The sequence below is a fragment of the Phenylobacterium soli genome (assembly GCF_003254475.1).
In the GTDB taxonomy this organism is placed as follows: domain Bacteria; phylum Pseudomonadota; class Alphaproteobacteria; order Caulobacterales; family Caulobacteraceae; genus Phenylobacterium; species Phenylobacterium soli.
This window is the reverse complement of the sequence record NZ_QFYQ01000001.1, coordinates 754,057-767,317: the sequence shown is the minus strand read 5'-3', so window position 1 is coordinate 767,317 and position 13,261 is coordinate 754,057. Positions and strand designations below refer to the sequence as shown.

The 13,261-nt window shown below is 71.1% G+C and carries 13 protein-coding genes; 7 read left to right on the top strand and 6 right to left on the bottom strand.

Annotated elements, in window-relative coordinates; genetic code table 11:
- Positions 1-2 precede the first annotated feature (2 nt).
- The gene (locus tag DJ017_RS03935) at positions 3-773 is read right to left on the bottom strand and encodes a molybdopterin-binding protein (protein WP_111527489.1); all 771 of its coding nucleotides are present in this window, start codon (positions 771-773) and stop codon (positions 3-5) included.
- On the bottom strand, positions 770-1,618 hold the full coding sequence (locus tag DJ017_RS03930) for a cytochrome b/b6 domain-containing protein (RefSeq protein ID WP_111527488.1): 849 nt from the start codon (positions 1,616-1,618) through the stop codon (positions 770-772). The genes DJ017_RS03935 and DJ017_RS03930 overlap by 4 nt, the downstream gene beginning before the upstream one ends.
- 147 nt (positions 1,619-1,765) lie before the next feature.
- On the opposite strand from DJ017_RS03930, the gene DJ017_RS03925 reads away from it, so the two are divergent.
- Positions 1,766-2,092 carry a hypothetical protein gene (locus DJ017_RS03925; RefSeq protein WP_111527487.1) on the top strand — a complete coding sequence of 109 codons (327 nt, stop codon included), beginning with the start codon at positions 1,766-1,768 and terminating at the stop codon, positions 2,090-2,092.
- Positions 2,093-2,104: 12 nt separating this feature from the next.
- Here DJ017_RS03925 and DJ017_RS03920 read toward each other — a convergent pair whose 3' ends face one another.
- A complete protein-coding gene (locus tag DJ017_RS03920) occupies positions 2,105-2,977 on the bottom strand; it encodes an alpha/beta fold hydrolase (RefSeq protein WP_111527486.1) in 873 nt (290 codons plus the stop codon).
- Positions 2,978-3,041: 64 nt separating this feature from the next.
- On the opposite strand from DJ017_RS03920, the gene DJ017_RS03915 reads away from it, so the two are divergent.
- Positions 3,042-3,476, top strand: coding sequence for a DUF488 domain-containing protein (locus DJ017_RS03915; RefSeq protein WP_111527485.1), 435 nt, complete (start codon positions 3,042-3,044; stop codon positions 3,474-3,476).
- A 7-nt stretch (positions 3,477-3,483) separates the two neighbouring features.
- On the opposite strand, the gene DJ017_RS03910 is transcribed toward DJ017_RS03915, so the two are convergent.
- On the bottom strand, positions 3,484-4,698 hold the full coding sequence (locus DJ017_RS03910) for a pentapeptide repeat-containing protein (RefSeq protein WP_111527484.1): 1,215 nt from the start codon (positions 4,696-4,698) through the stop codon (positions 3,484-3,486).
- 153 nt (positions 4,699-4,851) lie between these two features.
- A complete protein-coding gene (locus DJ017_RS03905; RefSeq protein ID WP_111527483.1) occupies positions 4,852-5,529 on the bottom strand; it encodes a CHAP domain-containing protein in 678 nt (225 codons plus the stop codon).
- Between the two features lie 524 nt (positions 5,530-6,053).
- Between DJ017_RS03905 and DJ017_RS03900 the strand changes: the two genes are divergently transcribed.
- Together DJ017_RS03900 and DJ017_RS03895 are read left to right on the top strand one after the other, a co-directional pair.
- Positions 6,054-6,839, top strand: a complete 786-nt coding sequence (locus DJ017_RS03900; RefSeq protein WP_111527482.1) for a TerC family protein — start codon at positions 6,054-6,056, stop codon at positions 6,837-6,839.
- Positions 6,840-6,917: 78 nt separating this feature from the next.
- Positions 6,918-8,762 (top strand): hypothetical protein, encoded by a 1,845-nt coding sequence (locus DJ017_RS03895; protein WP_111527481.1) that lies wholly within the window; start codon positions 6,918-6,920, stop codon positions 8,760-8,762.
- Here the strand turns inward: DJ017_RS03895 and DJ017_RS03890 are convergent.
- Positions 8,759-10,921 (bottom strand): primosomal protein N', encoded by a 2,163-nt coding sequence (locus tag DJ017_RS03890; RefSeq protein ID WP_111527480.1) that lies wholly within the window; start codon positions 10,919-10,921, stop codon positions 8,759-8,761. The two genes, DJ017_RS03895 and DJ017_RS03890, sit on opposite strands and share 4 nt — an antisense overlap.
- A 72-nt stretch (positions 10,922-10,993) precedes the next feature.
- Here DJ017_RS03890 and fsa point away from each other — a divergent pair, with 72 nt between their 5' ends.
- The 3 genes from fsa to DJ017_RS03875 are packed head-to-tail and all read left to right on the top strand — an operon-like array spanning position 10,994 to position 13,261.
- Positions 10,994-11,647 carry a fructose-6-phosphate aldolase gene (gene fsa, locus DJ017_RS03885; RefSeq protein ID WP_111527479.1) on the top strand — a complete coding sequence of 218 codons (654 nt, stop codon included), beginning with the start codon at positions 10,994-10,996 and terminating at the stop codon, positions 11,645-11,647.
- Positions 11,648-11,663: 16 nt separating this feature from the next.
- The gene (locus DJ017_RS03880) at positions 11,664-12,350 is read left to right on the top strand and encodes a DUF484 family protein (RefSeq protein WP_111527478.1); all 687 of its coding nucleotides are present in this window, start codon (positions 11,664-11,666) and stop codon (positions 12,348-12,350) included.
- Positions 12,347-13,261: a tyrosine recombinase XerC gene (locus DJ017_RS03875; protein ID WP_111527477.1), complete on the top strand. Its 915-nt coding sequence runs from the start codon at positions 12,347-12,349 to the stop codon at positions 13,259-13,261. Before DJ017_RS03880 ends, DJ017_RS03875 begins: the two co-directional genes overlap by 4 nt.

Here is a 13,261-nt window from a genome sequence, read left to right as displayed (position 1 = left end):
GGCTAGATGCCGGCGTACCACTCGTAGCCGCGGTCCTCCCAGAAGCCGCCCTTGCCGCGCCCGAGATGGGCGAAGTCGGCCACCGCCTCCAGGCGCATGATGTACTTGGCCTGCTTGTAGCCGAGCTGCCGTTCGACCCGCAGGCGCACCGGGGCGCCGTGCGCGACCGGCAGGGCGGCGTCGTTCATCGCGTAGGCGAGGATGGTCTGCGGGTGATAGGCGTCGATGAGGTCGATGCTCTCGTAGTACTTGCCCGCCGCGCCAGGCTCCTCGCCGAGGCTGTCGGCGCAGTGGAAGACGATGTAGCGGGCGTCGGGCTTCAGCCCCGCCCGGTCGAGCAGCGGACCGAGCCGCGCCCCCTGCCACTTGGCGATCGAGGACCAGCCCTCGACGCAGTCGTGGCGGGTGATCTGGGTCCTGGCCGGCAGCGCGCGGAGCTCGGCGAGGCTGAGCTGCAGCGGCCGCTCGACGAGGCCGTCGATCACCAGCTTCCAGTCGGCGAAGCCGTTCGCGCTGTGGGCCACGTAGTCGGCGTCGCGCGGATCGATGGAGCCGTTGGGCTTGAAGTCGGGCGAGATGTCGGCGGCGGTGAACTCGCGCGCCAGAGCCTTGCGGTCGACCACCAGGCGCTGGACCCGACGGGTCAGGCCCTCGGCGCTCTTCAACATCCCGGCCGAGGTCGGGTTCTCGGTGAGCTTGTTGCAGGCGGCGAGCCACAGCCCGCCGAGGCCCGCGCCGGCGGCCTTCAGCCAGCCGCGTCGATCGAGGCTCATGCCGCCCCTCCCTCAGGTTTGTCGGCGTCGATGGCGTAACGGCCGGTGATCATGGAGCGCAGGTTGTTCCAGAGCCCGGAGGCGACGACCATCAGGAGGTGCACCAGCACGAAGAGGACGACCAGCGTGGCCGTCACGAAGTGGATCGAGCGCGCCGACTGGCGGCCGCCAAAGAGGTCCAGCAGCCAGGGCGCGCCGGCGTCGACGCCTGGCGACATGGTCAGGCCGGTGGCGACCATGGCCGGCAGGAGGACGAAGATCACGGCCAGGTAGGTCGCCTTCTGCAGGATGTTGTAGGTCCGGGCGGCCTCGCCCTTCGGGAACCGGAGCTGGGCGTGGGTGACGATCTCGTGCCAGACGTGGGCGGGCCTCAGCTGCCAGGCCCGGGGCCAGAGGTCGCGCTGGATGTGCCGCGTGAGGAAGCCCAGCGCCAGGTAGGCGAGGCCGTTCAGGACGAAGACCCAGGCGAAGAAGAAGTGCCAGCGCCGGCCGTCGGCCAGGTCGCGGTAGCTGGGGATCGTCGCCCAGGCGGGGAAGCCGCGCGGCTCGCCCATGCCCGGCCGCCCCGACCAGCCGAACAGGCCGGTGGTGTCGAACATGTGCCCGCCGAGCAAGGTGACGCCCACCGGCTGGCCGCCCCGCTCGCCCGGCAGCATGGCGAGCCAGGGATGGGCGAACACCGACTTGGCGCCCCAGTAGAGCGCCGGGTGGGCGTTGAAGATCTGCAGCCCGCTCATCAGCAGCAGGGTGAGCGCCAGCACATTGAGCCAGTGGGTCAGCCGCGTCGCCAGCGAGTGGCGGCGGATGAGGAGCTTGGCGGGCCGTGTCCCGCGCGCGTTCGCCATGGCGTCTCTCCCCCGTCCGTCGAAGTCTGCCACAGGGTGAGTTCGGCGGCGAGCCGGGGAAGGTTACAGCGCCCGCCGCGCGAAGGACGGGAACGCGGGCCCCGCCCCGGCGCTTCCCTCCGCGAGCAAACCCGATGGAGGCACGTGATGGCGGACGAACGCGAAGGCCAGTCCCACGACACCAAGCGCGCGGCGAACGAGGATCGGATCCAGACCTCCGGCCGCAAGGAGAACGACGCCCAGCCGCTCAACGCCTCGGACAACGAGGGCGGACCCGAGCGCTACCCCTCGGTGCGCCAGGACGATGCGGTGGAGCGCACCGGGCGGACCGAGCAGGTGACCGGTGAGAGCCGCAGCTTCCAGCCGAGCGCCAATCCGCAGCCGCGCCAGGGCGCTGGCGACACCTCCCCCGAGGCGGCCAAGCAGGAGGGGTTCGAGGGGCCGCAGGGCGACCCCAGCGAAGGCAAGCGCTAGGGCGCTCGCGCCCTAGGGAGCGACCGCCCGGCGCAGCGCCTCGGCGACGACGTCGGGCCGCTCCATGGGCAGGAAATGGCTCGTGCCGGGGACCACCTGGACGGTGATGCGCCCGTCGCGGGTCAGGCCGGCCTGATGGCCCTCGAGGCGGCAGGTGGAGGCGATCTCCGCCTGGCGGATGTCGATCGGACAGCGGCTCTGCGCGAAGGCCGCGAACGGGTCGTAGTTGTGGGTGCGGAAGTTCGAAGCCTCCCACGCCGGCGCGCAGGTGAGCGTCACCTGACCGTCGGCGGTGTCGCGGAACCCGGCCTCGACATAGTCGGCGACCTGTTCGGCGGTCCAGGTCTTGAAGGCGCCGCGGCCCTGGTAGGCCTCGCGGACCGCCGCCTTGGAGGGGAACACCGCCCGGCGGCGCGCCGCGCCCTGGGCGAGCGGGGATTCCTCCGCATCGGCGACCTTCGCAGACTCGAAGATCACCGGATCCAGAAGCGCCAGGCGCCGCACCCGGTCGGGCTGCGCCGCGGCCGCGAGCAGGCTGGTGGTGCCGCCCATCGAATGGCCGGAGAGCGCCACGGGGCGATCCGTCGCCGCCTCGAGGAAGGCCAGGAGGTCGTCGCGCATCTCGATCCAGCCTTCGCGCCCCTCGATCACCGTCGGCAGGGTTGTCGCGCCATGGCCGCGCAGGTCGATGGCGAGGATGCGCATCTCCCCGGCCAGCGGGCCGAGGATCGTGCGGTAGGTGCGAGCGTTGAAACCGTTGGCGTGGGAGAAGACGAGGTCGACCGCCCGCTCGGGCGGGCCGAAGTCGAGATAGGCCATCTCGCCGTCCCGGCTCGGCAGCGGCACGCGCCGCGCGACGGGTTCGTGACTGAGCTTCGCGTCCATGGAACCTCCCGACGAGGTCCCCATATAGACTTCACGCTAGGGAGACCAAGGGGAGAGACCGGCGATGAAGCCGCTTGCGACCATCGGCTACGAGCACGAGACCCAGGATGCGGTGATCAGCAAGCTGAGGGCGGCCGGCGTCGAGGTGGTGATCGACGTGCGCGCCGTGGCCGCCTCGCGCCGGGCCGGCTTCTCCAAGACCCTGCTGGCGGCGAGCCTGGCCGAGGCCGGCATCGACTACGTCCATTTCCGCGACCTCGGCACGCCCAAGCCGGGCCGCGACGCCGCGCACAAGGGTCACGTGGCCGAGATGCACAAGATCTACAAGGCGCACCTGGCAGAGCCCGCCGCGCAGCTGCAGCTCGCCAAGGCGACGGAGATCGCCCGCGAGCGCAAGGCCGCCCTGCTCTGCTACGAGGCCGACGCCGCCGGCTGCCACCGCCGCATCGTCGCCGACCGCATCCACGACGCGACGGGCTGCAAGGTCGAGGACCTCTGAGGAGCCGCTAGGTCTCCATCTCCGCGCCGGTGAGGTCGCAGCCGGCGACCTTGGCCTGGGTGAGGTCGGCCTCCAGGAGGCGGGCGCGCTTGGCCGAGGCGCCGCGCAGGTCGGCGGCGCGCAGGGTGGCGCGGGTCAGGTCGGTGCGCACGAAGCGACCCTCGGAGATCATCAGCGGGCCGAGCTTGGCGCCCCGAAGATCGCAGCGGGTCATCTGAGCGTCGACGAGCTTGGCGCCGCGAAGGTCGGCCTCGCGCAGGTCGGCGCCGCGGAAGTCGCAGCCGGTGAGGTCCGCGCCCTGGAGCTGGACCTTCTGCATGTCGAGCCCGAAGAAGATCGAGCCCGGGGCGCTGAGGCCGGTCAGGCGGCGGCCGCGCAGCGCCTTGAGCGGCCGGAAGTCGATGGCCGGCAGGCTGAGGATCGCGCCCTTGCGGCCGCCGGAGTCGCAATAGGTCTCGTGGTCGACCAGCACCTCGTCGAGGGCGCGGTCGTCGACGTAGACGATGGGCGGCGGGCCTTTCAGCACCTCGGTGAGATCGACGTTGTCGAGGTTGGCGTTGTCGAGGTTGGCGCCGGCCACCACCGTGCGCTTCATCGAGGCGCCGGAGAGGTCGGCCCCGCCGAGGTCGGCGCCCGACAGGTCCGCGCCGTCGAGCACGGCCCGCGTCAGCCGCGCGCCGGAGAGGTGCGCGCCGGAGAGGTTGGCGTCGGTGAAGTCGGAGGCCATGGCCACGGTCGAGGTCATCTGGGCGCCGGAAAGGTTGGCGCCGGTGAGGACCGCATAGTTGAGCTCGCCCGGGCGGTGCTCGTGGCGCAGGATGCGGAAGCCGTCGAGCTTGTCCTGCAGCGCGATGCGGCCCTCGCGCAGGTCGCAGCCGGAGAGGTCGGCGCCGGCGAGGTTGGCGCCGCGCAGGCAGGCGCCGCGCAGGTCGGCGCGCTTGAGGTTCGCCCGCCGCAGGTCGGCCTCGCGCAGGTCCGAGCCGAACAGGATGGCGCGAGTGAGATTGGTCTTGATCAGGCTGGCGCCCGTCAGCTTGGCGCCGGCGAGGTCGGCCTCGCGCAGGTCCAGCCCATCAAGCGAGCAGTTTGACAGGTCCGCATAGGTCAGCGACAGCCGCCGCCCGCCCGAGCGGCCCGCCAGATACTTCTGGTGAGCGTCGACGGCGTCGCGCAGGCTCTGGGCGTCGAGCGCCAGATGATAGGGTTGGGCTTGGGACGACATGCGGACCTTACAGGTCCGCGACCTTGGCCCGCCCGCGCTTAAGAAACGGTTGCACGGGCGCCGAAAAAGACGATTTCAGGTTTAGTCGATCCGGTATGCAACCCGGGCCGAGGCAGGGAGGCCGCCCGCTCGGGCGGCGCCCCCGAAACCTGGTCAGTTGCCGGCGCCGTCGCCGCGCGTGGCGGCGGCGATCAGGGCCGCGATGCGGTCGGTGGAGTCGGCCGCCTGGCTCAGGACCTGCAGCGGCCCGACGCCCGGACGGACGGCGGCGGCCACCTGGCTCGCGGCCTGCTGGGCCATGGCGATGGCGGTGTTCTCGGCCTTGGCGAAGCCCGAGGCGGCCATCACGCGGGCCTGGGTGTCCTGGTAGATGAAGCCATAGGTCGGATAGGTCGAGCCGCCCATGTCGCGGTTCGGGCCGTACCAAACCTTGACCATCGACCAGTCGCCGCCCTGGGAGACGTCGATCAGGGTGACGTCCTTCTCGATCTTGCCGCGCGAACCGTCGATGGGCGACCAGTTGGCGTGGGTGATCTGGATGACGCGGTCGGTGAGCACCTGGCTGACCACGGCCACGTGGCCGAGCTTCATCCGCTCGGTGGGCTTGAAGCAGAGGACGGCGCCGGCCTTGGGCTGGATGCCGCGCTCATAGCGGCCGATGGCCTGGGTCCACCAGGTATAGGCGTCGCCGAAGATCTGAATGCCGGAAGCCAGGCGCGCGAAGGTCGCGCACTGCCAATAGGTGTCCGCGACAGCGCCGGACGTGGGCGCGAGGATCAGAACGGCCGCGACGGCCAGGGAACCCAGCAGGGTTCTCGGTCGTTTCGACATGTTTTGGGCACTCCCCGACACTACGGGCTAAGGGATAACCCTATCTCCCAATGAGTGAAAAGAGGGTTTAAATCGATTCGGCCGCGACTCACGGCCGGTCATTCCGCGAACGCGGATCGCCTCGCCGCCCAATAGTTGCGAGACAAAAGAGCTTAGAAGCACAAATCCCTAACGCGCGACCCCGCTCACAGACAACTATGCCCGAAGCGGGCGCGGACCGACTGTCGTTAAGCTCTATAAACCAAGACGTTCTTCTCAGATCTACAGTGAGGCGACGCCCGATATTCTCACCTCACAAGATTGTAACGTGGTGAAACAAGCGCATCGGCGAGGCTAGCGCCTGTTTTCGCGCCGCCTGCGCTGCGCCGCGGCGGTGACTTCACAAAAATGCGAGGGCGGCCGCGCCTGCGATTTGTCCGAGATTTGGGCAGGCGCCGACCCTGCGCTGGGCGCATCGGGGCCTAGGCGGCGCCCACGGATCGGGTAGAAGAGCGGGCTGGGTATCCAACGAGGTCGGGACGCGAATGGACAATCTGGCGGCGCTGGTCACGAGCCCGGAGGCCTGGGCGGCGCTGGTGACCCTGGTAGTCATGGAAGTGGTGCTGGGCGTCGACAACCTGGTCTTCGTCTCGATACTGTCGAACAAGCTGCCGCCGGAAACCCGCGGGCGGGCGCGCCGGATCGGCATCGGCCTGGCGATGATCCTACGCCTGGTGCTGCTCTCGACCCTGGCCTTCATCGTCGGCCTGACCAAGCCGGTGTTCGCGCTGCCGTTCACCGCCCCGGCGGGGGCGGACGGACATCCGGTGATCGACCTCGCCTTCTCCTGGCGCGACCTGATCCTGCTGGCCGGCGGGCTGTTCCTGGTCTGGAAGGCGACCACCGAGATCCACCACTCGGTCGACCCGACGCCGAGCGACGACCTCCTCGACAAGCGGGCGCCGGTGCGGCTGGGCTTCACCGCGGCCATCGTCCAGATCTTGGCCCTCGACATCGTCTTCTCGATCGACTCGATCCTGACGGCGGTGGGCATGACCGAGCACCTGCCGATCATGATGGCGGCGGTGGTGATCGCCGTGGGCCTGATGATGGTCGCCTCCGGTCCCCTGGCGCGGTTCATCCAGAACAACCCGACGGTGGTGATGCTGGCGCTCGGCTTCCTGCTGATGATCGGCGCCACCCTGATCGCCGACGCCTTCGGGGTGCACGTGCCGAAGGGCTACATCTACGCCGCCATGGCCTTCTCGGGCCTGGTCGAAGGGCTGAACATCGCCGCCCGCAAGAACGCGGACAAGAAGACCGGTCATTGAGGGCGGGGGCCGCTCGCCCTAGCCTTCGGCCTTGAGGCGAATCACGCCTGGGACGACGCCGGGGGTTCGGGCGGCCCAATGCCCATCAGCTATCTGTCGCTGGCCCAGATCGCCAACCTGAGCGTCACCACGCTACAGGCGCTGACGACCACCCAGGTCTCGCAGATGACCTCGAGCCAGGTCGGGGCGCTGACCGGCACCGAGCTCGGGGCGCTGTCGGCCAGCCAAGTGCATGCGCTCACCGCCAGCCAGCTCAAGGGGCTGACGGCCACCCAGACGCCGCTGATCAACGACGCGATCGTCTTCGACACCACCCAGCTCCTGGCGCTGAACGGGACGCAGCTCAACGCCTTCACCGACAGCCAGTTCGCGGCCCTCGACGCCACCCATCTGGCGGCCCTGACGGCGGCGCAGCTCGGGGCGCTGACCACGACCCGCGTGGCGGGGCTCGACGCGACCCAGGTGAGCGGCATTTCGGCAACCCAGGTGAAGGGGCTGACCAAGACCCAGATCGCGGCGCTCAGCACCACCGACATCGGCGAGTTCTCCGCCACCCAGATCGGTGCCCTGACCGCGGCCCAGGTGGCCGGCCTCGCCGACACCCAGGCGGCGGCGCTCAGCCCGACCCAGCTCGCGGCGCTCTCGGCGAGCCAGCTCGCCAGCCTGACGACCAGCGCGCTCGCCGCCCTCGACGCCACCCAGATCGGCGCCCTCTCGGCTCCCCAGATCGGCGGGCTCACCGCCACCCAGATCGGCAGCCTCAGCGACACCGACTTCGCCGAGCTGTCGGCGACCCAGGTGAGCGGCTTCGCGCCGAGCCAGCTCGCCGCCCTCAGCCCCACCAGCCTGTGGTCGCTCGACGCCACAACGCTCGGGGCGTTGACCGCCAGCCAGGCGGCGGCCCTCACCACCACCCAGTTCGCCGGCCTGGCGGTGGCCGACTTCCCGAAACTGAGCGCGACCCAGGTGGCGGCCCTGACGCCCAGCCAGATCGGGGCGCTCTCCACCAGCGTGCTCTCGGCCTTCACCGACACCCAGATCGCGGCCCTCGACGCGACCCACGTGCAGGGCCTCACCTTCACCCAGATCGCCACCCTCAGCGTCACCGACTTCCTGCGGCTGGCGGCGACCCAGGTCGGCGCCTTCACCGCCACCCAGATGGGCGCGCTGTCGGTAAGCGAGTTCGACGTCCTGACGCCGACCGAGGTGTCGAGCTTCACCTCGACCCAGATCCGCGGCCTGTCGGCCTTCCTGACCCACAACCTCAGCAGCACCCAGGTGGGCGAACTCACCGCCTATCAGGTGGCGGCCTTCACCTCCGGCCAGATCGGCGTGCTCTCGGCGACCGCCATGGGGGCGTTCTCGACCACCCAGCTCAAGGCCCTAACCTCCAGCCAGATGGGCGGGCTGACCCTGACCGGCCTGCGCGCCCTGACCAGCACCCAGATCGGCCAGCTCTCCACCACACAGACCCAGGGCTTCTCCACCGCCCTGCTCGGCCAGATCACGGCCACCGATCTCGGGACCCTGACCTCGACCCAGGTAGGGGCGATGGCGAGCTCGCAGCTCGCGGCGCTGTCGACCACCACCTTCAAGGCCCTGTCGGCGACCCAGTTCGCGGCGCTGACCACGACCCAGGTGCGGGCCTTCTCGACCACCCAGGTGGCCAGCCTCGACACCACCGGCTTCGCGCGGTTGACGCTCGCCCAGTTCGCGGCGCTGACGGCGATGCAGACCGCCGCCCTGGCGGCCAGCCTGATGCCGACCCTTTCCACCACCCAGATTCAGGCCCTGACCCTGACCCAGATCCCGGCGCTGACGATCGCCCAGCTGCAGCAGTTCACCACCACCCAGCTCGCCGCCATGACCCCGGCGCAGCTCAATGCGCTGAGCGTCACCCAGGTCCAGAACCTGCCGGCTTAGAGGAAGCTGTAGGGGTCGATGTCGATGGCCACGCGGGTCTGCCCCTTCGGCCGCACGCGGGCCCGCCAGGCGGCCATATAGGCGGACAGGTCGACGGTGCGGTCGGCCCGCACCAGGAAGCGCTTGCGGCGGCGGCCGCGGATCAGGCTGAGCGGGGCGTCGGCCGGCCCGTAGACCTCGACGCCGGGCGTGTTGGGGGCGGCCTCGGCCATCTCGCGGCAGAAGGCGTCGAGCCGCGCGGCGTCGACGTCGGAGGCGACCACCGCGGCGAGGCGGCCGAAGGGCGGCAGGCCGGCCAGCTCGCGCTCCCCCATCTCGGCGGCGACGAAAGCTTCGCGATCCTGGGCGGCGAGGGCCTGCATGACCGGGTGGTCGGGGGCGTAGGTCTGCAGCAGGGCGCGGCCCGGGCGGTCCTTGCGCCCGGCGCGCCCGGTCGCCTGGGCGAGCAGCTGATAGGTGCGCTCGGCGGCCCGCAGGTCGCCGCCGCGCAGGCCGAGGTCGGCGTCGACCACGCCGACGAGGGTGAGGTTCGGGAAGTTGTGGCCCTTGGCGGCGGCCTGGGTGGCCACCAGGATGTCGATCTCGCCGGCCGCCATGGCCTCGATCAGGCGCTTGGCCTCGCGGGCGTCGAATACGGTGTCGGAGGAGAAGACGGCGACGCGGGCCTCGGGGAACAGGCTCCTCGCCTCCTCCTCCACCCGCTCCACGCCGGGACCGATGGACACCAGGCTGTCCCTGGCGCCGCAGTGCGGGCAGGCCTCGGGCTTGGCCATGGAGAAGCCGGTGAGGTGGCAGACGAGGCGGCCGGAGTAGCGGTGCTCGACGAGCCAGGAGTCGGTGTCCGGGGCGGTCATCCGCTCGCCGCAGGCGCGGCAGAGGACCAGGGGCGCATAGCCCCGCCTGTTGAGGAACAGGAGCACCTGCTCGCCGCGTGAGAGGGTCTCGCCCATGACCGCGACCAGCGGCGGGGAGAGCCAGCGGCCACTCTCGGGCGGGGTGTCGCGCAGGTCGATCAGGTCGATGTCGGGCAAGCGCGCGACGCCGTGGCGCGCGGAGAGCTTGAGCCAGTGGTAGCGGCCGGTCTCGGCGTTGCGCAGGGTTTCCAGGCTGGGCGTAGCGGAGGCCAGGATCACCGCCGACGCCTCGATCTTGCCGCGCGCCACGGCGAGGTCGCGGGCGTGATAGATGAAGCCCTCCTCCTGCTTAAACGAGCTGTCGTGCTCCTCGTCCACGACGACGAGCCTCAGGTTCCGGAACGGCAGGAACAGGGCCGAGCGCGCCCCGACCACGATGCGGCAGGCGCCGGAGAGCACGCCTTCCCAGACCCGGCGGCGGGCCGGCGGGGCGACGTCGGAATGCCATTCGCCCGGCTGGGCCCCGAACCGGGCGGCGACCCGGGCGATGACCGCCTGGGTCAGGGCGATCTCCGGCAGCAGGATCAGCACCTGGGCCGTAGGATCGGCGGCGAGCGCCTCGGCGGCCGCCTCCAGATAGACCTCGGTCTTGCCCGAGCCGGTGACCCCGTCGATCAGGGCCACCTGGAAGCCGCCGTCGCGGACGAGGCCGCGCAGGACCTCGGCGGCGGCCGCCTGGCTGTCGTTGAGCTTCGAGCCCGCCCGCAGCGGGTCCGGTGCCTCGAAGCGGACGGCGGGCTCGAGGGTGCGGACGGCGAGCGCGCCCTCCTCCAGGAGCCCCTTGACCACGCCCGCCGAGACGCCGGCGGCGCGCGCGAGGTCGGCGGCGCTGGCCGCACCGGCCTTGGCCGCCGCCAGGACCTTGAGCCGCGCCTCGGTCGGCCGACCCGGCAGGACGCCGGTGGGCTCGATCAGCTTCTGCGGCTTGGCCTTGGGCGCGCGGGCGCCGCGCAGGGCGATGGCGAGCGGCTGGCCCGGCGCATCCACCGCATAGCGGGCGGCCCACTGGACGAACTCGAGCGTCTTTTCGGGCAGGGCGGGCTCCTCGAGCCGCGCCTGCACAGCCTTGAGCGGGCGGTTGTGGCCGGCGCCGTCCCGCAGGCCGGTGACCACGCCGCGCATCAGGTTGGGGCCGAGCGGGGCGGCCACCTGGTCGCCCACCTGCAGTTCCATGCCCTCCGGCTCGGCGTAGTCGAAGGCTTCGGGCAGCGGCAGCGGCAGGAGGACGGAGGCGATGCGGCTCATGGGCGATCCTGGCCCTTCGCGCGCCCGTGCTCGCCCGCTACAAGGCTTCCATTCCCATTCAAGGTCTCAGCGATGCAGCTTTTCCTCGATTCCGCCGACGTGACGATGCTCAAGGACCTCGCCGCCACCGGCCTGGTGGACGGCGTCACCACCAATCCCACGCTGATCGCCAAAGCCGGTCGCCCCATGCTGGAGGTCATCGCCGAGATTTGCGAGATCGTCGAGGGCCCGGTGAGCGCCGAAGTCGCCGCCACGGAGTCGCAGGGCATGCTGGCCGAGGGCCGCAAGCTGGCCGCGGTCGCCTCGAACGTGGTGGTCAAGGTGCCGCTGACGCGCGAGGGGCTGATCGCCACCCACGCCTTCGCCCGCGAAGGCATCCAGACCAACGTCACCCTCTGCTTCTCCGCGCCCCAGGCCCTGCTCGCGGCCAAGGCCGGCGCCACCTACGTCTCGCCGTTCATCGGCCGGCTGGACGACTACGGCGCGGTCGGCTCGGAGCTGATCAGCGAGATCCGGGCGATCTACGACAACTACGACTTCGACACCGAGATCCTCGCCGCCTCGATCCGCAACCCGGCCCACGTGACCGCCGCGGCCATCGCCGGGGCCGACTGCGCGACCATCCCGCCGCCGGTTTTCAAGACCCTCTTCAAGCACCCGTTAACCGAGTTGGGGCTTCAAACTTTCCTGAGTGACTGGAAGAAGACAGGCCAGTCGATCCTTTGACCTGAAGGGGGCGGACATGGACGGATCGCAGGGCGAGATCGAAGGCGTCGCTCTCGAACCGTCGGCGGTCCGCCGCTTCCTCGCCGACAATCCGCAGTTCCTGCGCGAGGACCTCGGCCTCCTGGACGAGCTCGGCCTGCGCGTCGCGGCCGAGGGCAATGTGGTCGAGTTCGGCCCGGCCGCGCTCGCCCGCGTGCACGCCGCCCACCAGCGCGAGGCCACCCAGCGCCAGCAGCTGGAAGAAACCGCCCGCGCCAACTTCTCGGCCCAGGCCCAGACCCACGGCGCGGTCATCGACCTCCTCGACGCGCGCAACCATTCCGAACTCGCCTGGCGGCTCGACGAGTTGTCGCAGACCCGCTTCGGCCTCGCCGCCGCGGTGATCGCGCTGGAGCACCCGGAGCGGGTGCCGGCCGGCTGGAAGCTGCTGGTCGAGGGCCAGGTGGACATGATCCTCGGCAGCCCGAGCCGCCTGGCGCGCATGGGCTTTGCGCCCACCGCGCTCGGCCTGTTCGGCGAGCGCGCGCCGCAGGTGCAGTCCATGGCCATGGTGCGGATGTCGATCTGGGAGCCCGCCTGCCAGGGCCTGCTGGCGTTCGGCTCGGCCGATCCGGAAGGCTTCACCGAGGACATGGGCGCCGAGCTCGTGGCGTTCCTCGCCCGGGTGGTGGAGCGCACCGCCGAGCGCTGGCCGATCCTGTGAGGTCCGACGAGGCGCTTTCGGCCTGGCTGGAGCACCTGGCCAACGAAAGACGCGCCTCGCCCCGCACCCTGGAGGCCTACGGCTTCGCGGGGCGGCGCTATCTGGCCTTCCTGCAGGCGCACCGCGGCGAGACGATCTCGCTCAAGGACCTCGGCGGGATCACCGCCGGCGAGGTGCGCGCCTGGCTCGCCCACCTACGCCAGGGCGAGCATCCCCTGAGCCCACGCTCCCTGGCCCAGGCGCTGTCGGCGATCCGCACCTTCCACCGCTTCCTCGACCGCCGGCTCGACACATCCAATCCGGCCATCGCCCTGGTGCGGGGACCGAAGGTGAAGCCCGGCGCGCCCCGCCCGATCAGCGAGGACCAGGCGGCGGGCCTGATCGCCGAGCCGGCGCTCGACCCCGATCGCGAGGACTGGGAAGCCGCGCGCGACCAGGCGGTGCTGACCCTGCTCTACGGCTGCGGCCTGCGGATCTCCGAGGCCCTGTCGCTCAGGCGCTCGGACGCGCCGCTTCCGGAAAGCCTGCGGATCACCGGCAAGGGCTCCAAGACCCGGATCGTGCCGGTGCTGCCGGCCGTGCGCGACGCCATCGACGACTATCTCAAGGCCGTGCCGCACGTGCTGGACAAGGATGGGCCGCTGTTCGTCGCCAAGCGCGGCGGCGCCCTGTCACCCCGCCACGTGCAGGCGACGGTGCAGAACCTCAGGAGCCGGCTCGGCCTGCCGGCCAGCGCCACGCCGCACGCCCTGCGCCACTCGTTCGCCACCCACCTCCTGGGCGCCGGTGCGGACCTGCGCTCGATCCAGGAGCTGCTGGGCCATGCGTCGCTGTCGACCACCCAGCGCTACACCGAGGTCGACGCGGCGGCGCTGCTGAGCGCCTACAACAGCGCCCACCCGCACGCCTGA